A 21,940-nucleotide genomic window follows, 5' to 3' on the forward strand; every position below is an offset into this window, starting at 1 on the left:
CATTGCCATGATCCCTCGTTACTCCCGGCCGGAAATGGTCGCCATCTGGTCGCCGGAAACAAAATTCCGCATCTGGTTCGAGATCGAGGCGCATGCCTGTGACGCGCTGGCCGAGCTCGGCGTCATCCCGAAGTCAGCAGCCCAGACCATCTGGGAAAAGGGCGGCAGCGCCACCTTCGACGTCGCCCGCATTGATGAGATCGAGGCCGTCACCAAGCATGATGTCATCGCCTTCCTCACCCATCTCGCAGAATTCGTCGGTCCCGACAGCCGCTTCGTGCATCAGGGCATGACCTCGTCGGACGTGCTCGATACCACGCTCAACATCCAGCTCGTGCGCGCCGCCGATCTGCTGCTCGCCGACATGGACCGGGTGCTCGCGGCTCTCAAGACCCGGGCCTTCGAACACAAGAACACGGTGCGCATCGGCCGTAGCCACGGCATCCATGCCGAACCGACGACGATGGGCCTCACCTTCGCCCGCTTCTACGCCGAGATGCACCGCAACCGTGAGCGCCTTGTGAATGCCCGTGCGGAAATCGCCACCGGCGCAATCTCCGGCGCTGTCGGCACCTTCGCCAATATCGACCCCCGCGTCGAGGAACATGTCTGCGAAAAGCTCGGACTCATCCCCGAGCCGGTTTCCACGCAGGTCATCCCGCGTGACCGTCACGCCATGTTCTTCGCCACCCTTGGCGTCATCGCCTCGTCGATTGAAAACGTCGCCATCGAAATCCGCCACATGCAGCGCACCGAAGTTCTGGAAGCGGAAGAGTTCTTCTCTCCCGGCCAGAAGGGCTCGTCGGCCATGCCGCACAAGCGTAACCCGGTTCTCACTGAAAACCTCACCGGCCTCGCCCGTCTGGTGCGCATGTCGGTCGTCCCGGCCATGGAAAACGTTGCCCTCTGGCACGAGCGCGACATCAGCCACTCCTCCGTGGAGCGCGCCATCGGCCCCGACACGACAGTCACTCTGGACTTCGCATTGAACCGTCTGGCAGGCGTCATCGAAAAGCTGGTGATCTACCCGGACAACATGCTGAAGAACATGAACAAGTTCCGTGGTCTCGTGCATTCGCAGCGCGTTCTCCTGGCGCTGACGCAGGCTGGCGTATCGCGCGAAGACGCCTATCGTCTGGTCCAGCGCAATGCCATGAAGGTCTGGGAACAGGGTGCGGACTTCCTTGAGGAACTGCTGGGCGACGAGGAAGTGCGCGCTGCGCTCCCCGAAGAGGTCATCCGCGAAAAATTCGACCTCGGTTACCACACCAAGCATGTCGATACGATCTTCGCCCGCGTCTTCGGCAACGCCTGAGACTTGAGCTGAACCCGAGAGCTTGACGTTAATGCCGCCGCGACCTTGATCGCGGCGGCATCACAACACAGATATGGCGCATGAAAGTTTCAGAAGCAGATATCCTGATCGTCCCCGGTTATACCAATTCCGGCCCGGACCACTGGCAGAGCCGCTGGGAGCGCAAGCTCTCCACCGCCCGCCGTGTCGAGCAGGCGGAATGGTCGAAACCGGTGAAGGAAGATTGGGTCGCCAGGCTGGTAGAGGAGGTCAACGCCTCCACCAGGCCCGTCGTCCTCGTTGCCCATTCGCTTGGCGTTCCAACGGTGATCCACGCATTGCCTGAAATCGGCAAGAAGGTATCCGGCGCGCTTCTCGTTGCGCCGCCTGATGTCGCCAATCCCGAAATCAGGCCGAAGCATCTCATGACCTTCGGGCCTTACCCGCGCGATCCGCTGCCCTTTCCGGCGATCACCATCGCCAGCCGCAACGATCCCTTCGGCTCCTATGAACACGCCGACGACATCGCTGCTGCCTGGGGTTCGCTTTTGATCGATGCCGGCATGTCCGGCCACATCAATGCCGAGTCCGGGCACGGCCCGTGGCCGGAGGGCGGCATGGTCTTCGCGCAATTCTTAAGCCGCCTCAAAGGCGTCGAGCCATGACGAGAGCCGCCAACTGAAATCCGCATCGCCCCCCGCCCCTGCCGCGGCCCGGTTTTGCGGATGAAACAGTTCGGCGGCCCTGTCACAAGAATTGAAGGGAAATATGCCAGCCGCATTGTAGAATGCACTCTTTTCCTTTATGGGACCGCTTCAAAGACCAAACGCAACGCCACCAGAATCGGCGTCAACCAAGAGACCTGCAATTATGAACCGTCGCCGCCGTATTTACGAAGGCAAGGCCAAGATCCTTTACGAGGGTCCGGAGCCAGGCACGCTTATCCAGTTCTTCAAGGACGATGCGACCGCCTTCAACAAGAAGAAGCATGAAGTCATCGACGGCAAGGGCGTGCTGAACAACCGTATCTGCGAATACGTCTTCACGCATCTGAACAAGATCGGCATTCCCACCCACTTCATCCGCCGCCTCAACATGCGCGAGCAGCTGATCAAGGAAGTGGAGATGATCCCGCTCGAGGTCGTCGTGCGCAATGTCGCCGCCGGCTCGCTTTCCAAGCGTCTCGGCATCGAGGAAGGCGTGGTGCTGCCACGCTCGATCATCGAGTTTTATTACAAGTCGGATGAGCTCGAAGACCCGATGGTCTCCGAAGAGCACATCACGGCTTTCGGCTGGGCCAACCCCGCCGAGCTTGACGACATCATGGCGCTCGCCATCCGCGTCAACGACTTCCTCTCCGGCCTGTTCCTCGGCGTCGGCATTCAGCTCGTCGATTTCAAGATCGAATGTGGCCGCCTCTTCGAAGGCGATATGATGCGCATCATCCTCGCCGACGAGATCTCGCCCGATAGCTGCCGTCTCTGGGACATCGAGACCCAGAAGAAGATGGACAAGGACCTCTTCCGACGCGATCTGGGCGGTCTTCTGGAAGCTTATTCCGAAGTGGCGCGCCGTCTCGGCATCATCAATGAAAACGAACCGATCCGCGGCACCGGTCCTGTTCTGGTAAAGTAATATCGGCTCGTGAAATAATATTGGCCTCGTAGGGTAAAATCAGGAGAAGATCAGGTGATCAAGGCACGGGTGACTGTTACGCTGAAGAACGGCGTTCTCGATCCGCAGGGCAAGGCAATCGAAGGCGCGCTTGGCAGCCTCGGTTTTGGTGGCGTCGGCCATGTCCGTCAGGGCAAGGTTTTCGATCTGGAACTGGAAGGCGCCGACAAGGCGAAGGCCGAAACCGACCTGAAGGCAATGTGCGAAAAGCTCTTGGCCAACACGGTCATCGAAAACTACGCCATCGCCATTCTCTAAACTCCAGGAGCCGCCGTCCATGAAATCCGCTGTCGTCCAACTTCCCGGCCTCAACCGCGACCGCGACATGATCGCGGCTCTGACGAAAATTTCCGGTCAGGCGCCTGTCACCATCTGGCAGACGGAGACGGCTATTCCCGATGTCGATCTGATCGTCATTCCCGGCGGCTTCTCTTATGGCGACTATCTGCGCTGCGGCGCCATTGCCGCCCGCATGCCTGTCATGCAGGCCATCCGCGAGAAGGCGGAAAAGGGCGTGAAGGTTCTCGGCGTCTGCAACGGCTTCCAGATTCTGGTCGAAGCCGGCATGCTGCCGGGCGCCCTGATGCGCAACGCCTCGCTGAAATTCGTCTGCCGCGAAGTGAAGCTCGAAGTCGCCAATAACGACACCGATTTCACCCGTGCTTACGACAAGGGCCAGATCCTGCGTTGCCCCGTCGCCCATCACGATGGCAACTACTTCCTCGATGCGGATGAGTTGAAATCGGTCGAGGGCAACGGCCAGGTCGTGTTCCGTTATGCCGAAGGCACCAACCCGAACGGCTCGCTGAACGACATTGCCGGCGTCATCAATGCCAAGGGCAACGTTCTCGGCATGATGCCGCATCCGGAAAACCTGATCGAAGCCGCCCATGGCGGCAATGACGGCCGCGGCCTCTTCGCTTCGGCGCTTGGCGTCATCGCAGCCTGACAGACGGGCGGGTTTTGAGCCCGCCTTTTTTGATGCCGGCTGACGGCGTCGTTTTGGCCCTCTCTTCTGGATGACCTGATGTCTTTTGCCCGTCGATCGAATACCCTCAAGGCGACCGGATTGTTTCTAGCTGCGGCGACCCTGGCTGCTTGTCAGCCGAAACCACAGCCGACAGCCTCGGTCTCCCGCGCCGCTCTCCCCACAATGGAACGAATAGCGCTTGGCGCGAATGCCTGCTGGTTCAAATCGGGGGATGCGGCTTTCAAGGCCTATCGTCTGGCCCCTGAACTCAATTCCTTCTCAGGCCGTCCGCGCATCCTGCTCGTGCCGCGCAACAGTCCGGAATCGCGGCCCATGCTGGTCGTTCAGGGCCGAAGGCAACCCGGCAAAGCTCGACGCTTTTGGCCCGGTGATGAACGAGGCCATTTCCAGCCGCATCGCAGCCGACGTCAAGCGCTGGGCGAATGGCGGCAAAGGCTGCTGATCTCATCGTAGTATTCTAGCCCTGCATATCGGGCGAGACGTATCCGCGTCGCTCATTCCTGTGCTTGTCACAGGAATGAGGAAAGGGGAACGCTCGGCAAAAGGCAGACGCCGGCACAAAAAGCTCTCGCCACGTACCATTTATCAATTTGCCGAAGCTGCTCTAAGGGACGTAAATAAAAAAACCCGCCAACGCCGGTTGGGAATGGCGTGGCGGGCTGCCGCACGGCTTGATGGCGCCGGGGAAAGAAGGCGCCGCTCTCCGGCAAAAAATTAAAGCGGCCGTGTCGGCCATGAAAAAAGCTGGGATTTCGCCGCTTCCTTCAGGGCTTCATCGCGCGTTACGCCGATATCTTCCAGAAGATCATCAGACAGTTCCCGCAAAGCGAGCCGTCCCTGCCGCTTCCGGTGCCAGTTGAACATGCCCGCAATCAGGCGACCAATTGGCGTGCTGGCGATCTTGGCCGGAAAAGGCGCCGGTGCGACCATGTCGCCGGCATCGCGGAACACGCGTTCCCGTTCGTAGCCATCAGGATAGAGCGTATCCGCTGTCGAAAGGTATTGATCCATCTTGCGCATATTGCACCTATTGTCTCCGTGCGTTTGTCTTCATTGAATGCAGACAATAAATACAATTGACTTGCGAAGAGATACAATGCATAAATTGTCACCATGACAAATTGGCTTCCTGATCTCACTGTGGGCGATGGCCCGATATATCTGCGCCTCGCCGACAGTATCGAGGGTGCAATTTCCGATGGCACCCTGCAGGCGGGCTCGAAATTGCCGCCACAGCGCAACCTCGCTTATGACCTCGGCGTGACAATAGGTACAATCAGCCGGGCCTACGCGCTTATCCACGAGCGCGGCCTGGTCAGCGGTGAGGTCGGCCGCGGCACCTATGTCAATGAGCGCAAGACCCCGGCCCCCTCAGCGCCCATGGAGACGGCGGCGGCAGCGTTCGGCAGCACACGCCACGCTGTCGATAGCAGCGCCGAATTCCGGCTCAACACCACGGCGGCACCCGATGTCGGCCAGAGCGTGCTGATCGCCAGACATATCGAGGCTGTCGCCCGCGAACATGCTTACGACGTCACCAATTACGCCCGTTCCTTTCCTGACAACTGGTGCATGGCGGGCGCTCGCTGGCTTTCCCAGAACGGCTGGTCGCCAAAACCGGAAAACATCGTCTCGACGCTTGGCGCCCATGCGGCGGTGATGAGTGTGGTGACGGCCATGACCGCCCCGGGAGACCGTATCGTCTTCGAACCCGTGACCTATTCCCATATCAGCCGCAGCGCCACACTTGCCGGACGGCGGGTGACGCTGGTTGAAGCGGATGAAAAGGGCATTGTCCCTGACGATTTTGAGCGCGTCTGCGCCCAGCAGCATCCCAAGATGATCTTCCTGATGTCCGCCGGCCAGAACCCGACCTGCGCCACGCTGCCAGAAGAGCGTCGCCGTGCGATAGCCGATATTGCCCGCCGGTATGGTGTCTGGGTCGTAGAGGACAATCTTTATGGCGCGATGACGCGTGAGGCGATCCCGCTGATCGCAGAATTTGCGCCCGACATTACCTTCGTCGTCGGCGGCCTGTCGAAATCCGTTGCCGCTGGCGTTCGTGGCGGCTGGGTCGCCTGCCCGGCGCAATATTCGTCGCGCATCCGCATTTCCCACTCGATGCTGACAGGCGGTCTGCCCTTCATGCTGGCCGAAGTGAATGCCCGCCTCGTCAACAGCGGTGACGCCGACGACATTCGCAAGGATTGTATCGCCGAGATCAATCAGCGCGAGGCGATTGCCCGGCGGGCCTTTGCCGGGCTGGATTTCAATTCGCTGCCCGATATCGCCTTCCTGTGGCTGAGACTGCCCGAACCCTGGCTTTCCGGCACGTTCCGAAACGCGGCGATGAAAGAAGGCGTGCTGATAGATGACGAGGATGAGTTCAAGGCCGGCCGCACCGACAAGGTTTTCCATCGGGTGCGTGTCAGCCTTTCTGGTCCATCGAACCAGCAAGAGTTGACCCATGCCCTCGGCATCCTGCGCCACCTGCTCGACAACGGCTCGGCCGGTTACGAAAGCGTTGCCTAGGGGGCGGAGAGTCTTTCCTGCAACACCCGGCCTAATTCAGTAACTTATCATTTACCAAACCGACAAACCTGCCATCCTTCCCGCAATTCGAGGTGGGGAATGATTCGATGGCAGCATTCGGTTCCACAGGTGTGAGGGCGTGTTTCGCGCTGGCGATCCTTCTTGCGGCATGTGTCTTGATCGGCACCATGCCCGCCACTGCTGCAGAAGGCACCGTCTTCGACGAATTGCGCTTCGGCGCAACCACCTCAATCTCCAATCACGACAATGGCGGTGAGGATGGCGTCTTTCCGGCCTTCACCGCCTATTTTGATCCCTTCGCCAGTGCATCTGCGGTAACGCTCGGCCAAAAACTCTCCCGCCCACGGCTGCATATCGGTGGCGAGATCGGCACTGAGGGCTCGGCGAATACCATTTACGGCGGCGTCAACTGGACCTTCGATCTCAACCCGAAGATCTTTCTCGATTTCGGTTTTGGCGGCCTCTGGCACGATGGCAAGCTGAGAAACAGTGCCGGCGAAACCGGTGCGGAATTCGGCTGCCGGGTGCTTTTCCACGAATATGCGGCGATCGGCTATCGTTTCGATAATAACTGGAATATTTCGACCCAGATCGAGCATGCATCACATGCCAATCTGTGCGATGGGCCCAATGACGGACTGACCCGCGTCGGCTTCATGGTCGGCTACAGGTTCTGAAGAAGCCAAGAAAGCAGCGTTTTGCGGGTAAAACCGCGCATTTTCCTGTCGCACCTTTGAGTCTCTTGCGCTAAAGAACCGGAAACTTCCCTCGGCTCGAACCGCGTGAGACCTATGTCGATTCCAAACTCCATCAAGATCACCCCGGAACTCGTTGCATCCCACGGGCTGAAGCCCGACGAATACCAGCGTATCCTCGACCTGATCGGACGGGAGCCCAGCTTTACCGAGCTCGGCATCTTCTCGGCCATGTGGAACGAGCACTGCTCCTACAAGTCGTCCAAGAAGTGGCTGAAGACCCTGCCCACCAAGGGACCACGCGTCATCCAGGGCCCCGGTGAAAATGCCGGCGTTGTGGATATCGACGATGGCGATTGCGTCGTCTTCAAGATGGAGAGCCACAACCACCCGTCCTATATCGAGCCCTATCAGGGTGCGGCGACCGGCGTCGGCGGTATCCTGCGTGACGTCTTCACCATGGGCGCCCGCCCGATTGCCGCCATGAACGCCCTGCGTTTCGGCGCTCCCGACCACCCGAAGACCCGCCACCTGGTGGCTGGCGTCGTTGCCGGTGTTGGCGGCTACGGCAACTCCTTTGGCGTGCCGACGGTTGGCGGCGAAGTGGAATTCGATCCGCGTTATAACGGCAACATCCTCGTTAACGCCTTTGCCGCCGGTCTTGCCAAGTCCGACGCGATCTTCCTTTCGGAAGCCAAGGGCGTTGGCCTGCCGGTGGTTTATCTCGGCGCAAAGACCGGCCGCGACGGCGTTGGCGGCGCGACCATGGCCTCGGCCGAATTTGACGAATCCATCGAAGAAAAGCGCCCGACCGTTCAGGTCGGCGACCCCTTCACCGAAAAGTGCCTGCTGGAAGCCTGCCTCGAACTGATGAAAACCGGCGCGGTCATCGCCATTCAGGACATGGGCGCCGCCGGCCTTACCTGCTCGGCCGTGGAAATGGGCGCCAAGGGCGACCTCGGCATCGAGCTTGACCTCAATGCCGTGCCGGTGCGCGAAGAGCGCATGACGGCTTACGAAATGATGCTGTCCGAAAGCCAGGAGCGCATGCTCATGGTTCTCGAGCCCTCCAAGGAAGAAGTCGCCAAGGCGATTTTCGTGAAATGGGGCTTGGACTTCGCGATCGTCGGCAAGACCACCGACGACCTGCGCTTCCGCGTCATTCACAACGGCGAGGAAGTCGCCAACCTGCCGATCAAGGAACTGGGCGATCAGGCTCCGGAATATGACCGCCCGTGGACGGCCGCGAAGGTGCCCGCCCCGCTTGCGGAAAACGACGTCCCCGCTGCCGATATCGCCGATGCGCTGGTATCGCTCGTCGGTTCGGCCAACAATTCCTCGCGCCGCTGGGTCTACGAGCAGTATGACACGCTGATCCAGGGCAATTCCCTGCAGCTGCCGGGCGGCGACGCCGGCGTCGTTCGCGTTGAAGGCCACGACAAAAAGGCGCTCGCCTTCTCCTCCGACGTCACCCCGCGTTACGTCGAGGCCGACCCCTTCGAAGGCGGCAAGCAGGCCGTGGCCGAATGCTGGCGCAACATTACCGCAACCGGCGCCCTGCCGCTCGCGGCCACCGACAACCTGAATTTCGGCAACCCGGAAAAGCCTGAAATCATGAGCCAGCTGGTTCATGCCATCAAGGGCATCGGCGAAGCCTGCCGCGTGCTGGAATTCCCGATCGTTTCCGGCAACGTCTCGCTCTACAACGAGACCAATGGCCAGGCAATCCTGCCCACCCCAACCATCGGCGGCGTCGGCCTGCTGAAGGATTGGGGCCGCATGGCGCGCATTCGCTTCGCCGCCGCTGACGAAGCGGTGCTGCTTGTCGGCGCACCTGCCGGCCTCGGCACCCACATCGCGCAGTCGGTGTACATGCGTGATATCCATGGCCGTATCGACGGCCCTGCCCCGCATGTCGATCTCGCCGCCGAAAAGAAGAACGGCGATTTCGTGCGTGGCATCATCACGGATGGCCTCGCCACCGCCGTTCACGATTGCTCCTCAGGAGGTCTGGCGCTCGCGGTTGCCGAAATGGCGATTTCCTCCGGAATCGGCGCGACGATCGATGCGGTCGAAGGCCACAACCCGGTCCTCACCTTCTATGGCGAAGATCAGGGTCGTTACGTCCTGACCGTGAAGAAGAGTGATCTCGACAAGGTGCTGGCGGCTGCCAAGGCAGCCGGCGTTTCCTGCGCCAACATCGGCGTCACCGGTGGTTCCACCGTAAAGCTGGGCACGGCGCGCGCCGTCGAGATTAAAGAATTGCACTCGGCCTATGAATCGTGGTTCCCTCAGTTCATGGACGGCGAAACTCTAGTCGCCGCAGAATGAATTAAGGAGAAACACCATGCCCATGAAACCCGGCGACATTGAAGACATGATTAAGGCGGGAATTCCCGGGGCAAAGGTCACGATCCGCGATCTGGCCGGTGATGGCGATCATTACGCGGCGGAAGTCGTGGCAGATGCATTCAAGGGCAAGACCCGCGTGCAGCAGCACCAGATGGTCTATGACGCGCTGAAGGGCAATATGGGCGGCGTCCTGCATGCCCTTGCCCTGCAGACCTCGGCGCCCGAATGATGACTGAGATCACCGGTCTCTGTCCCATCGGCTGAAAGACCTGACGGCTGAAGAATAAAGAAAGGCCCGCGTGATAGTCCCACGCGGGCCTTTTCATATTCGGCGTTATCGAAACCTCTAAAGAGCAGGCGGCGTTTGTGACTCGAGGTCGGCAAATGAGGCGGCTGGCAGAGGCCCGGCCGTCAGCAGGGTAAAGTCGTAACCGGACCTGCGATCAGGCCCGAGAACATATTGCCGGTGCATTCTGAGGAAATTCCGCTTGTTCTTCTTGTAACGCTCCGGTGAAAGCGAATGCTTGAAGCGGATCGGCACGATTTTCGGTTGCGGCGCATCGCCATGACCGGTCAGCGCCACCGTGTTGCAACGATATAGATGGATCGGATCTGTGAGACACTGGATATCGAACCATGTCACCTGAGGGTGACGTGCGATGACGCCAATGCTCTGACGAAGCCGCACGGCGCTCGACAGAAACGCGCATTGCAGGGCCGCCCCACCCAGCGTTGCGAAAGACAACTTCCGTCCATCCAGCGCCTCCGGCTTCAGCTCCAGCACGCGGCCGATGACCGCGAGGGCCAAGCTGGCGCCCATGCTGTGCGAGACCACCAGAACCTCATCCGAAGACTGCTCCAGCGCCGTCAGGACAAGCGCTGCCTTCTCTTCGATCCAGCCTCGGGCAATCGGCTCGTCGCGGCCGACTGCGAGTGCGAACCGCCAGTCCGCATAAAGATGCAGGGTGTGAAAGCGCTCGGCAAACGGCAGCAAAGCCTTGGTGAAAAACAGGGCCGCAGCCGGAAGGCTGGCCACCAGCAGCCACAGCGGTAAGGCGAAAAGCCAGGGCGACAGGCCAATCACCGCCGCAAGCACGCCACCGGCAAGCATCAGCAGGAACGGAAAAATAAAGAACAGCCCAAAACGCCATGCATGGCGGAAGTAGCGCGCCGCGCCCCCCTCACCGATAATGCCCGCTCCCGCCTTGAAGCCTTGCCAGATCTGCCGCCAGATCGGCGCATTCCGCAATTGTGAGATGACGGCATTATGATCATAGACAATGATGTCCGAACGCGTCCGCCAATCGCCTGACGAGGATTCCACGGTAAATGTTTCGCCGCCCGGCCTGTTCTCCAGCGGCCCCACTGCATAATCGACGGCCCATGTTTTTCCTGCCAGCGCGGCGGCACGCTGATAACGCAGATGATGGGCAGCGGCATCCAGCGGATCGAAACCCGGGAAATAAAGGACAAGTCGTGACGTGACGGTCGGCATGCATAAACCTTCGGGCTGGAGGCACCCGAAAGGATCGCTTGATACAGTGGGCGATGCACGTATAGTAAAAATCGCGACGGAAATATGATTTATTTAAAGGCGGAGAAAATTTGTCTGGCATCGTCGATCAACTGATAAACGGCGTCGTCAAGGGCGCTTTGTCGGAAGTCCTCACCAAGACCGGCATCCGCAAGACACGCCGCGCACGCCGGACGAAAAGCACCGGTTCTCTCGCCGGCGGTATTGTCGGCTCCGTTCTGGAAGCCGCAATCAAGGCCGCAGTCAAACCGAAGCCGGCCAAAAAACAGGTCAGCAAAAGACGCACCGCCGCCGCGCGCAGCCGGCAGAGATATCGCTAGGCGTCGGAAGACCGTTTTTTGGCGCGTTATGCGTTGCAGGAGGCACGCATTTTTTCCTTCCGACGGGTGGAAATCGCGCCACGACATGTTATTTAGAGGCTAACAGAAAGCAGCGGCCTTGAACCGCATGTGAAAGGAATAGGCCTATGAGCGGCATTCACGACATGATCGACAGCGAAGTGAAGAGCAACGACATCGTTCTTTTCATGAAGGGCACCCCGCAATTCCCGCAATGCGGTTTTTCCGGCCAGGTGGTACAGATCCTCGATTATCTCGGAGTCGACTACAAGGGCATCAATGTGCTTGCCGATGCCGACATCCGTCAGGGCATCAAGGACTATTCCAACTGGCCGACGATCCCGCAGCTCTACGTCAAGGGCGAATTCGTCGGCGGCTGTGACATCGTGAGAGAGATGTTCCAGTCAGGCGAACTGCAAAGCCACTTCCAAGAACAGGGTATCAGCGTCCGCGGCGCGGCCTGATTTCGGCCGGTTCATCCGGCCCACCCTGATTGTCAGAAATTTATGCCAGGCGTTGCTTCATGCAACGCCTTTGCCGTTCTTTTTGGGGCAATCCTGTGACAAATCTTTCACAATCCACCGCTTCGCGCGCAGGCTCGATGGGGCGTACGGAATTCATTGCGCTGGCCGCAATGCTGATGGCGTTGAACGCGCTCGCCATCGATATCATGCTGCCCGGGCTTCAGGAAATCGGCGCCTCGCTGGGCGTCGAGAATGAAAACCATCGCCAATATGTCATTTCGGCCTACCTTCTCGGTTTCGGCGTCGCCCAGCTTCTCTATGGGCCGATCTCGGACCGTTTCGGTCGCCGCAAGCCGATGCTCTTTGGTCTCGCGATCTACATCGTTTCAGCGCTTGCAGTCGTTTTCGTGCCGTCGTTCTCCGGCCTGCTGCTCCTGCGTTTCATTCAGGGCATCGGTTCTGCGGCAACACGCGTCATCACCATCTCGATCGTCCGCGACATCTATGGCGGCCGACAGATGGCTGAAGTCATGTCGCTGATCATGATGGTTTTCATGGTTGTTCCGGTCATCGCGCCCGGCACCGGCCAGATCGTGCTCTTCTTCGGAAACTGGCACCTTATCTTTGCCTTCATGGCCGGCATCGCTGCCGTGGTAACGGCCTGGATGTATTTCCGCCTGCCTGAGACCCTGCATCCGGACGATGTCCGCCCTTTCACCGCCCGTTCGGTGCTCGGCGGTTTCAAGATCGTGCTCACCAACCGCATTGCGCTTTGCTACACGCTCTCCAGCACCTTCATCTTCGGTGCGCTGTTCGGCTTCATCAATTCCGCTGAACAGGTCTACAAGGGCATTTACGGCCTTGGTCCATGGTTCGCGGCGGCATTTGCCGGCGTCGCCCTGTTCATGGCCTTTTCGTCCTTCATCAATGCAAGGCTTGTCGGAAGGTTCGGCATGCGCAAGCTGTCGCACGGGTCGCTGCTCGGCTTCATCGCCATCACCTTCATCTGGCTTGTGGTGCAGGTGCTGGGACCGGATCCGATGCCTTTCGCCATCTTCATCGTGTTCTTCGCACTTGCCATGTTCCAGTTCGGCTGGATCGGCTCGAACTTCAACTCGCTGGCGATGGAACCGCTTGGCCACGTCGCCGGCACGGCCTCCTCGGTGATCGGCTTCATGGGAACCATTGGCGGTTCGCTGATCGGCGCCGCCATCGGCCAGGCTTTCGACGGTACCGCACTGCCAATGGTGGCAGGTTTCTTCGTCGTCTCCATCATCGGCCTGATCTTTGTACTGATCGGCGAAAAGGGTGTGTTATTTCATGCCCACAACAAGCCGATCCGCTAAGGGACATGGAAAAATAAAAGGGCGCGGAATTCTGTTCCGCGCACTTTTTTGTTTGCTGGTGGGTCTCGCCGACGGCCGTCACACTGGAGCCGATCCGGGGTCCAGCCAGCCCAAGTCCTTGGGCTGAAAAAGGTCCTTCCGTCGCGCAGACGCGCCGCAGCTGGATGCCGGATCAAGTCCGGCATGACGGTGAAGGTTGTGCGCACCCCACGAATCCGGAGCCTCAGACCGTGAAAATCTTCTCGCGCAGCAATTCCCACGTCTCCTGATTAGGCGCTAGCAGCAGCCCGCCATCCACATGGCGTGGCAGATAAGGCGAGCCATCAAGGCGGGCGGCATAGGCGCCCGATTCCTGCGAGATCAATGTGCCGGCCAGGTGGTCCCAGGGCATCAGCTTGTTATACATCAGGAAATGCATGTGGCCGCCGCAGAACAGGCGGTATTCATGTGCGGCGCAGCGATAGCTGGTGAAGAGCCGCACATCGGCCAGGTTCACCAGAATCTTGCGGCGCGTCTCCACGTCGAAATAGCCGGTATTGGCGATACCCACCATCTGCGACAGTTCCGGCGCCGGCACGACCGACATCTGCGTCTGCGCGCCATCGGCGCTGCACAGCCATGCGCCGGAGCCCTTTTCGGCAATGGCCCAGTCATTGCCCATGGGATCGAAGATCAGGCCGGCGACAGTCTCGCCCTTGGAGATGACGCTCATCATCACGCCGAAAAGCGGCAGGCCGGACGCAAAATTATAGGTGCCATCGATCGGATCGACCACGACAGCCAGATCGGCATCGGCAAGCTTGCCAAGCAGCGAAGCGTCGGCCGCCACCGCCTCCTCGCCGATGAACAGAGCATCCGGCATGATCTCCTGCACGCGGGCGCGGATCAACCGCTCTGCGGCCTCGTCAGCCTCGGTAACCAGGTCGATCGCTTCGGTCTTGATCCTGACGTCGCCATCGCCCAGATTGCGGAACCTCGGCAGGATTTCAACCGCAGCAGCCTCCTGAAGCGCATTGGCAAGAGAGGCGATGTCGAGTTCGAGAGCCATGGGCGAGATCCTTCCATTTGAGCATAAATCTTATAAGGCGACGATTTCCCGCCGCAGCATCTTCCAGCTTTCCTTGTCGGGAGCAGAAAGTATGCCCCCGGTCGTCTGGCCGGGCCGATAGGGCGTGTTGTCGAAACGCGCCGTGTAGCCACCCGCTTCCTGATGGATGAGCACGCCTGCAAGGTGATCCCATGGCATCAGCTTTTCATGGCCGATGAAATGAAGATTGCCGGCGGAAGCGAGCCAATATTCATGTGCGGAGCAGTTAAGCGACAATGCCATCTTTATCTTCGCCATATTGGCGGCGATCACCGGCCGGCGATCCGGATGGCTGTGGCCCCACGAAAAGAGGCCGACCATGTCGGACAGTGGCGCGGGATCGGCAACCTTCAGCTTTGCCTGCGAGCCGTTCTTGCGGTGGAGATAGGCGCCCTCGCATTTCAGACCAATGATGGTGTCCCCCATCACGGGATCGTGGATAAGTCCAGCCACGGTCTCACCCTTGACGGTGACCGCGAGCAGCGTACCGAAGGCGGGAAAGCCGGAAGCGTAATTGAAGGTGCCGTCGATGGGATCGATCACGAAGGCAAGCGGCGCGTCGGCAAGCGCGGGAATGACGGAATGATCCGCGTCATAGGCCTCTTCGCCAACAATATGCGCCTTTGGAAACCGCTCGAGCAGCGCTGCAGTTATCAGCTTTTCGGCCAGAACATCCGCCTCGGTGACGAGATCGACGGCGGATGTCTTTTCGGAGATGGCGCCAGCGCTCAGGTTCCTGAAGCGGGGCATGATTTCATCCGTACCGGCTGCGGCAACGGTGGTAACGAGGAAATCGATATCTTTATCGGAAAGGGTCATCGCGCGGGGCACTTCTTCATAAGGGAGGGTGGGCCTCCCTAGGCTCTTCAGATGACGCCCCCGTGACAGAAAGCGCCGAAAAATCAAAAAGTCTGGGGTCGAGGAGATGGGAAGGGTTCACATGTGCCAGCGCCCGCAGCATCACATCCTTCCGACCGGGCATACGCCGCTCGATATCCGCCAGCATTTCCTTCATGGCGTTGCGCTGAAGCCCATCCTGCGAGCCGCAAAGGTCGCAGGGGATGATCGGAAACTCCATTGCGGCCGCAAATTTCGCCATGTCTTCTTCGGCGCAATAGGCAAGCGGGCGCATGACCATCAGGTCACCCTCGTCATTCAAAAGCTTCGCTGGCATGCCGGCCAGCCGTCCGCCATGGAAGAAGTTCATGAAGAAGGTCTCGAGAATATCCTCACGGTGATGGCCGAGCAGCAGCGCGTCGCAGCCCTCCTCCCGCGCGATGCGGTAAAGATTGCCGCGCCTGAGCCGCGAACAGAGCGAACAGTAAGTGCCGCCGGAGGGCACCTTCTCCTTCACCACCGAATAGGTGTCGCGATATTCGATGCGATGGGCAACGCCGATCTTCGCCAGATACTCCGGTAAGACCTGCTTTGGAAAATTCGGCTGACCCTGATCCAGATTGCAGGCGATCAGTTCAACGGGCAGCAGGCCGCGCCATTTGAGATCGAGCAGCAGCGCCAAAAGCCCGTAGCTGTCCTTGCCACCGGAAAGGCCGACTAGCCAGCGCTTCTGGCCTTTCAGCATGTCGAAATCTTCAAAGGCCTGACGCACATTGCGCAGCAGCCGCTTGCGCAGCTTGTTGAAGGAGACGGAGCGCGGTGCATTGTCAAATAGCGGATGCGAACTGCAAGCTTCTTCCGGCGATTCCTGATCTGCCCCGATCTTTTCCGCGATGTCATCGACCCTGGTGAGAATATTCATCATCCGCTCGCTTCGGCACGACTGCCGTTATCCATGCAGGCAATGCTCCCATCCGCCCGGAAGATCAAGCCCCGAATACCGACCAACCTGTTTTCGTCGCCAGCATTTCCAGCGCATGTGACCCGAGCGCCGAGTTGCCGACCTTGTTGAGGCCCGGCGACCAGACCGCGATCGATGCCTTGCCGGGTGCCACCGCCATGATGCCCCCGCCGACGCCGCTCTTGCCCGGCAGGCCGACATGATAGGCGAAATCGCCCGACCCGTCATAATGACCGCAGGTCAGCATCAGCGCATTGATGCGCCTTGCGCGGCGGTCCGATACGACGGTATGCCCCGTCAGCGGGTTGCGGCCGCGATTGGCCAGAAACAGGCCGGCGCGGGATAGCTGCGCGCAGGTCATGGAAAGCGCGCACTGATGGAAATAGACCCCGAGCGTATATTCCACGGGGTGATGCAGATTGCCGAAGGAGCGCATGAAATTGGCGAGCGCGAAATTGCGGAAACCCGTCGCCTGCTCGGATTTCGCCACCGTATCGTCGATGCTGATCGTGTCATCATCAGCGAGATACCGCACGAAGCGCAGGAGCTCGCCGATCGCCTCGCGCGGTTGATGGCCGGACAAAACGATATCGGTCACCACGATCGCCCCGGCATTCACGAAGGGGTTGCGGGGAATTCCGTGCTCGTGCTCCAGCTGGACTATGGAGTTGAAGGACGATCCCGACGGTTCGCGACCCACCCGGTTCCATACCGTCTCACCGGCCTTGCCGAGCGCCAGCGTCAGCATGAAGACCTTGGAAATGCTCTGGATCGAAAACGGCGTCAGCGCATTGCCAGCCGTATAAGTCGTTCCATCGACCGTGGTGATGGCGATGCCGAACTGGTTGGGATCGACCTTGGCGAGTTCGGGAATGTAATCCGCAACCTTCCCCTCGCCCAGCCTCGGCAGCATGCTGTCATGGATGGAATCGACGATACCCTGAATGTCCTGCATGCAAAGCCTTCCCCAGCAAACAAAAAAGCCGCCCCGAAGGGCGGCTTCCTGAATACTGAAACGCGTCGATTAACGCGAGTAGAATTCGACGACCAGATGCGGTTCCATGACGACCGGGTAAGGAACGTCGGAGAGCGACGGAACGCGAGCGTAGGTCGCAACCATCTTGTTGTGGTCAACTTCGATGTAGTCCGGAACGTCGCGTTCAGCGAGCTGAACGGCTTCCAGAACGGTTACGAGCTGCTTGGACTTCTGGCGAACTTCGATAACGTCGCCCGGCTTGCAGCGGTAAGAACCGATGTTGACGCGAACGCCGTTAACCGTGACGTGGCCATGGTTGATGAACTGGCGCGACGCGAAAACGGTCGGAACGAACTTGGCGCGGTAGACGATGGCGTCCAGACGCGACTCGAGCAGGCCGATCAGGTTTTCAGAGGTATCGCCCTTGCGACGGTTTGCTTCGTCGAAGGTAGCGCGGAACTGCTTTTCGCGCAGTTCGCCGTAGTAGCCCTTGAGCTTCTGCTTGGCGCGCAGCTGCGTGCCGAAGTCGCTCATCTTGCCCTTGCGGCGCTGGCCGTGCTGGCCCGGGCCGTATTCGCGGCGGTTAACCGGGGACTTCGGACGGCCCCAGATGTTTTCGCCCATGCGGCGGTCGATTTTGTACTTAGCCGATTCGCGCTTGCTCATCGTATTTCCTTCTCAAAGGTTTATACCGGCTTGTTGCCAAACCGGGTTAAGGAAACACGCCCTCCTCTGAGGCCCGTTGCAGGGCCTCTGACAGGCTTCTCACATGCGAATGGAGAAACCACGGGACATGTCGGTGATATTGACCGCCGAACGTCAGTTCTTAAACTGCAGGGCAGTCAACAAAACACACCGGACATCACTGCCCGGCGTTGGGGCGGCTTCTACAGAGCTTTCACGGTTTTGTCAAACAAGGCCTTTCGCTTTTTTCTAAAGTCTGCCCTTGAAAAGCAAAAGCGCCCACCCATCTCTTCGTCGTGATCAGAACTCGGGCCCCTCTGGCGTGTTACCGGACAACACGTGATGTCGAGTTTGTTAAGGTTGGGGCCCACGTATATTCTTGACACGCGTTCCCCATCCGTAAAGCCAACCTCGTCCGGCTAAAGGTTGACTGATGGACTTTCTTCTATCGGATTTTCTCGGCACACCCACCTGGATGTGGGGTGTCTTTATTTCTCTTGTCCTTGGCCTGCTCGCGCTCGATCTCGGCGTACTTCATAAGAATTCCAAGGAAATCGGCGTTCGTGAAAGCCTGCTGATGTCAGGCTTCTATATTGCCATCGGCCTCGCCTTTGGCGGCTGGATCTGGTATCAATCCGGCCAGCAGTCCGCCATGGAATATGTCACGGGCTTCGTGGTCGAAAAAAGCCTGGCGATGGACAATATCTTCATCATCGCCATGATCTTCTCCTATTTTGCCATTCCGCGCCAATACCAGCACCGCGTGCTGCTCTGGGGTATCCTCGGCGTTATCGTCCTGCGCGGCATCATGATCGCCGGCGGCGCGGCCATCGTCGAAAACTTCCACTGGGTGCTTTACCTCTTTGCGGCCTTCCTCGTCTTTACCGGCCTCAAGATGCTGTTTTCGTCGGACCATGACGAGAACGACATCGGCAACAACCGCATCCTGAAATTCCTGCGTAGTCACCTGCCAGTGACAAATAGGCTGCATGGCGAAAAGTTCTTCGTCAAGGAAACCGATGAGAAAACCGGAAAACTGAAGACCTTCGTGACGCCGCTCTTCCTGGCGCTCATCATGGTCGAAATCGCCGACCTCATCTTTGCCGTCGATTCGATCCCCGCAATCTTCGCGATCACCACCGATCCGTTTATCGTCTATACCTCGAACATCTTCGCGATCCTCGGCCTGCGCGCCCTCTATTTTGCGCTTGCCGCCCTGATCCATCGCTTCGCCTACCTGAAATATGCATTGGCTGCGGTTCTGGTCTTCGTCGGTTCGAAAATCTTCGTCGCTGACATGCTCGGCATCGCCAAGATTCCGCCGGCCGTTTCGCTGGGTGTCACCGTCGCCATTCTCGTCACCGGCGTCGTCGGTTCGCTGATCGCGACACGCAAGGAAGCGAAAGCCATCGAGTAAGGTCAAGCAATGAGGAGGCGGAAACGCCTCCTCACACGCCGTCACCCCGGACTTGATCCGGGGTTAAGTGCGGTCAAGTCCTTGATCGCAATAGACTCTTCTCACGACGCAGACGCGCCGTGGCTGGATGCCGGATCAAGTCCGGCATGACGGGGGAATAAATCGACGCAAACAAACCCGCCGCACCCTCACTCCGCCGCCAGCCTTGCATCATCCTCAGCCGCATCCGCATCGCCGGGCGCGGTTTTTGCGTCGAGATCGGGAAATGCCACGATACGCTTGCCGGAGAAGTCAGCATGCACCACCACCAACTCCTTCTCCTCGAAATAACTAAGGAGACGCCGTGCGCGGCGGGCGGAATGGGTGCCGTAGGCCCGGGCGATTCGGGCATCGGACGGGCAAGGTTCCTCGCCGAGCGCTGCCTTTACGAGCAGCAGAAAAACGCCCTGCAGGTCATCGGAAACCGACATCGACAATTCCAGCGCCTTCTCCCAGCCTTCGCTTGCCGCCATTGCCGCATCAACGCCTGAACGGGCAATCGCCACCTGCCGGCGGAACTCCGCCAGCGTCATCGGCGTGCCGGGAATGCGGCGCATGCGGGCGCGCACCAGGAAATCCTGATAAAGCACGGCATCGGTACGATAGGCGGATTGAGGGTCATCGAGAATTTCTACGAGAACCGCTGAAATCTTTTCCTCGCGCTCTTCCGGTGTTATTTCCGGCTGGCCCGCACGTGGCGACTGCTCCGGCGCTGGACCGACGGCCGCGGGAGTAGACCGGGACAATTCAGCCAGAATATCCGTTGTTGGACGCGGAGCCGGCGGTGTGCGACGAACTGCGGGACGCGTGAATTCTTCCGGGTCCGGCGTAAAGATCAGGTCTTCGACGTCCTGCGGCGCATCCGGCAGCGGCATCAGCTTCGGTGAAGAAGAGCGCGCCGAGGTTTCCACCGCCCCGATGACGATGGGCAGCGGACGGCGCGAAAGCGCCGGGCCGAGCGCCACGAAATTGCCGCGCTGAAGATCGCGGAACATTTCCGCCTGCCGCCGGTCCATGCCGAGCAGATCGGCCGCGCGCGCCATATCGATATCGAGGAAAGTGCGGCCCATCAGGAAGTTGGAGGCTTCCGCGGCCACGTTCTTGGCAAGCTTGGCCAGTCGCTGCGTGGCGATGACGCCGGCAAGACCACGCTTACGGCCACGGCACATCAGATTGGTCATCGCGCCAAGCGAGGCCTTGCGTGCATCTTCCGTGACTTCACCGGCAACCGACGGCGCAAACATCTGCGCTTCATCCACCACCACAAGCACCGGATACCAGAATTCACGATCGGCATCGAACAGGCCATTGAGGAAAGCAGCGGCCGCCCGCATCTGCTGTTCGATATCGAGACCTTCCAGCGTCAGCACGCAGGAAACACGATGCTGGCGAATGCGGTTGGCGATGCCCGCGAGTTCGGCTTCCGTGCGCTCGCCATCCACGACCACATGGCCGAATTTATCGGACAGCGTAACAAAATCACCCTCGGGATCGATGATGACCTGCTGCACCCATGGCGCCGATTGCTCGAGCAGCCGGCGCAGCAGATGCGACTTGCCGGAACCGGAATTGCCCTGCACCAGCAAACGCGTCGCAAGCAATTCTTCAATATCGAGCTTGGCCTGCTGCCCGCCCGATAGAGTTCCCATGTCGATGCCGACCTGCAATGCTCCGTTCCTCGTACTGCCTCAGATCCGGCCGATTCGCCTCGCGGCGGCCGAACATGCTCTTTACCAAAAAATCGTCGATTGCGTCTCGCCTATGCCGGTAATGCACAGGCATTTGCGTTCCGGCCTAAGCAGGACGGCGCCAGGCGCGGGCAAAGGCAATACGCCGCCCGAAGACATTGAGCGCCAGCCCGAGAATCACGAGCGCTGCGCCGGCCACTTCGAAGACTGTGATATGTTCCGCAAAAGCCAGATAGGCGCTGATGAAGCCAACGACGGGCACCAGTAGAGAAAACGGCGCCACCGTTCCAGCCGGATACCGCAGAAGCAGATAACTCCAGATACCAGCGCCGACGATTGTCGCACCATAGGCCATATAGATCACCACGAACGCCATGGTCGGCGTCGCATGGACCACCCCATCGACTATCGCCCGAGGACCCTCCACCACGAGCGAAAGCAGGATCAACGGCAGAACAGGCACAAGGCTCGTCCAGGCAACGAAGGAGACCGCATTGACCTGGCCGATGCGGCGATTGACGATGTTACCGCAGGCCCATGCAATGGCGGAACCGACGCCCATCAGAAGCGGCACCAGCGCCGCCGCCGTCATGCGCTCGACGCCGATGACCGCAAGCCCGCCAAAAGCGATGATTGCACCGAGGATTTGCGACGGCAACGGCCGTTCCCCGAGGAACACCACGGCAAGCGCCAGCGTGAAAAAGGCCTGCGACTGCATGACGAGCGAAGCAAGCCCCGCCGGCAGCCCGAGCTTGATGGCCGGATAAAGCAGGCCGAACTGCACAAAACCCATGGCCATGCCGTAAACGATCATATGCCGCCAGGGCACATTGGGCCTGGGCAGGAAAAACACCAGTGGCACTGCCGCAAAGAGATAACGAACCCCCGTCAAAAACAGCGGCGGCATATCGTTGACGCCGATCTTGATGACAACGAAGTTGAAGCCCCACAAAAACACGGTAACCAGGGCCAGAAGTATATGCGGCAATGCCATTTTATTATGTCCGAAT

22 protein-coding genes and 1 pseudogene are annotated in these 21,940 nt (G+C 59.6%); 14 read left to right on the top strand and 9 right to left on the bottom strand.

Translation table 11 applies throughout. The annotated features are described in order from the left end of the window. Positions 1–7 precede the first annotated feature (7 nt). From purB to QE453_RS17790, 6 genes and pseudogenes are all read left to right on the top strand, one after another. Complete coding sequence (purB, locus tag QE453_RS17765) at positions 8–1,315, top strand: adenylosuccinate lyase (protein WP_004442427.1); 1,308 nt, start codon at positions 8–10, stop codon at positions 1,313–1,315. Between the two features lie 80 nt (positions 1,316–1,395). Then, on the top strand, positions 1,396–1,959 hold the full coding sequence (locus QE453_RS17770) for an alpha/beta hydrolase (protein WP_004442428.1): 564 nt from the start codon (positions 1,396–1,398) through the stop codon (positions 1,957–1,959). 205 nt (positions 1,960–2,164) lie between these two features. Next, positions 2,165–2,929 carry a phosphoribosylaminoimidazolesuccinocarboxamide synthase gene (purC, locus tag QE453_RS17775; RefSeq protein WP_004442430.1) on the top strand — a complete coding sequence of 255 codons (765 nt, stop codon included), beginning with the start codon at positions 2,165–2,167 and terminating at the stop codon, positions 2,927–2,929. A 54-nt stretch (positions 2,930–2,983) separates the two neighbouring features. Beyond that, the gene (gene purS, locus QE453_RS17780) at positions 2,984–3,226 is read left to right on the top strand and encodes a phosphoribosylformylglycinamidine synthase subunit PurS (RefSeq protein WP_003507918.1); all 243 of its coding nucleotides are present in this window, start codon (positions 2,984–2,986) and stop codon (positions 3,224–3,226) included. Positions 3,227–3,245: 19 nt separating this feature from the next. After that, positions 3,246–3,917, top strand: a complete 672-nt coding sequence (purQ, locus tag QE453_RS17785) for a phosphoribosylformylglycinamidine synthase subunit PurQ (RefSeq protein WP_309777604.1) — start codon at positions 3,246–3,248, stop codon at positions 3,915–3,917. Between the two features lie 32 nt (positions 3,918–3,949). Beyond that, positions 3,950–4,401 (top strand): annotated as a pseudogene (locus QE453_RS17790) (hypothetical protein). Between the two features lie 272 nt (positions 4,402–4,673). On the opposite strand, the gene QE453_RS17795 reads toward QE453_RS17790, so the two are convergent. Continuing rightward, complete coding sequence (locus QE453_RS17795; RefSeq protein WP_004442436.1) at positions 4,674–4,979, bottom strand: DUF1127 domain-containing protein; 306 nt, start codon at positions 4,977–4,979, stop codon at positions 4,674–4,676. A gap of 93 nt (positions 4,980–5,072) precedes the next feature. Here QE453_RS17795 and QE453_RS17800 point away from each other — a divergent pair, with 93 nt between their 5' ends. The 4 genes from QE453_RS17800 (at position 5,073) to QE453_RS17815 (ending at position 9,788) form a co-directional block, all read left to right on the top strand. After that, entirely contained in the window at positions 5,073–6,491 is a 1,419-nt protein-coding gene (locus QE453_RS17800; protein ID WP_037092461.1) for a PLP-dependent aminotransferase family protein, read from the top strand. A gap of 107 nt (positions 6,492–6,598) precedes the next feature. Continuing rightward, positions 6,599–7,189: an acyloxyacyl hydrolase gene (locus QE453_RS17805; RefSeq protein ID WP_309777605.1), complete on the top strand. Its 591-nt coding sequence runs from the start codon at positions 6,599–6,601 to the stop codon at positions 7,187–7,189. A 114-nt stretch (positions 7,190–7,303) separates the two neighbouring features. Continuing rightward, a complete protein-coding gene (gene purL, locus QE453_RS17810; RefSeq protein WP_112554593.1) occupies positions 7,304–9,538 on the top strand; it encodes a phosphoribosylformylglycinamidine synthase subunit PurL in 2,235 nt (744 codons plus the stop codon). Positions 9,539–9,554: 16 nt separating this feature from the next. Then, complete coding sequence (locus QE453_RS17815; RefSeq protein ID WP_003516012.1) at positions 9,555–9,788, top strand: BolA family protein; 234 nt, start codon at positions 9,555–9,557, stop codon at positions 9,786–9,788. 117 nt (positions 9,789–9,905) lie between these two features. On the opposite strand, the gene QE453_RS17820 is transcribed toward QE453_RS17815, so the two are convergent. Next, positions 9,906–11,054, bottom strand: a complete 1,149-nt coding sequence (locus QE453_RS17820; protein WP_309777606.1) for a hypothetical protein — start codon at positions 11,052–11,054, stop codon at positions 9,906–9,908. Between the two features lie 110 nt (positions 11,055–11,164). On the opposite strand from QE453_RS17820, the gene QE453_RS17825 reads away from it, so the two are divergent. The 3 genes from QE453_RS17825 (at position 11,165) to QE453_RS17835 (ending at position 13,241) form a co-directional block, all read left to right on the top strand. Continuing rightward, positions 11,165–11,413, top strand: a complete 249-nt coding sequence (locus tag QE453_RS17825) for a hypothetical protein (protein WP_004442452.1) — start codon at positions 11,165–11,167, stop codon at positions 11,411–11,413. A gap of 146 nt (positions 11,414–11,559) precedes the next feature. Then, entirely contained in the window at positions 11,560–11,895 is a 336-nt protein-coding gene (gene grxD, locus QE453_RS17830) for a Grx4 family monothiol glutaredoxin (protein ID WP_004442454.1), read from the top strand. A gap of 137 nt (positions 11,896–12,032) precedes the next feature. Beyond that, a complete protein-coding gene (locus tag QE453_RS17835; RefSeq protein WP_006698780.1) occupies positions 12,033–13,241 on the top strand; it encodes a multidrug effflux MFS transporter in 1,209 nt (402 codons plus the stop codon). Between the two features lie 223 nt (positions 13,242–13,464). On the opposite strand, the gene QE453_RS17840 is transcribed toward QE453_RS17835, so the two are convergent. The 5 genes from QE453_RS17840 to rpsD form a co-directional block, all read right to left on the bottom strand. Continuing rightward, a complete protein-coding gene (locus QE453_RS17840) occupies positions 13,465–14,289 on the bottom strand; it encodes an inositol monophosphatase family protein (RefSeq protein WP_006698779.1) in 825 nt (274 codons plus the stop codon). A gap of 30 nt (positions 14,290–14,319) precedes the next feature. Next, positions 14,320–15,147: an inositol monophosphatase family protein gene (locus QE453_RS17845; protein WP_309777607.1), complete on the bottom strand. Its 828-nt coding sequence runs from the start codon at positions 15,145–15,147 to the stop codon at positions 14,320–14,322. A 16-nt stretch (positions 15,148–15,163) separates the two neighbouring features. Then, positions 15,164–16,090, bottom strand: a complete 927-nt coding sequence (gene ttcA, locus QE453_RS17850) for a tRNA 2-thiocytidine(32) synthetase TtcA (protein ID WP_404977897.1) — start codon at positions 16,088–16,090, stop codon at positions 15,164–15,166. A 61-nt stretch (positions 16,091–16,151) separates the two neighbouring features. Next, a complete protein-coding gene (locus QE453_RS17855) occupies positions 16,152–17,081 on the bottom strand; it encodes a glutaminase (protein WP_037092452.1) in 930 nt (309 codons plus the stop codon). A 69-nt stretch (positions 17,082–17,150) separates the two neighbouring features. Continuing rightward, positions 17,151–17,768 carry a 30S ribosomal protein S4 gene (gene rpsD, locus QE453_RS17860; RefSeq protein ID WP_004442465.1) on the bottom strand — a complete coding sequence of 206 codons (618 nt, stop codon included), beginning with the start codon at positions 17,766–17,768 and terminating at the stop codon, positions 17,151–17,153. Positions 17,769–18,219: 451 nt separating this feature from the next. Between rpsD and QE453_RS17865 the strand changes: the two genes are divergently transcribed. Further along, positions 18,220–19,203 (top strand): TerC family protein, encoded by a 984-nt coding sequence (locus QE453_RS17865; RefSeq protein WP_244404876.1) that lies wholly within the window; start codon positions 18,220–18,222, stop codon positions 19,201–19,203. Between the two features lie 188 nt (positions 19,204–19,391). Here the strand turns inward: QE453_RS17865 and QE453_RS17870 are convergent, their stop codons facing one another. Together QE453_RS17870 and QE453_RS17875 are read right to left on the bottom strand one after the other, a co-directional pair. Further along, positions 19,392–20,909: an ATP-binding protein gene (locus QE453_RS17870; RefSeq protein WP_022556494.1), complete on the bottom strand. Its 1,518-nt coding sequence runs from the start codon at positions 20,907–20,909 to the stop codon at positions 19,392–19,394. Positions 20,910–21,036: 127 nt separating this feature from the next. Further along, positions 21,037–21,924 (bottom strand): EamA family transporter, encoded by an 888-nt coding sequence (locus tag QE453_RS17875; RefSeq protein ID WP_107339294.1) that lies wholly within the window; start codon positions 21,922–21,924, stop codon positions 21,037–21,039. Positions 21,925–21,940 lie beyond the last annotated feature (16 nt).

Origin of the sequence: Agrobacterium sp. SORGH_AS_0440, from assembly GCF_031453135.1 — a bacterium.
Lineage (GTDB): Bacteria > Pseudomonadota > Alphaproteobacteria > Rhizobiales > Rhizobiaceae > Agrobacterium > Agrobacterium pusense.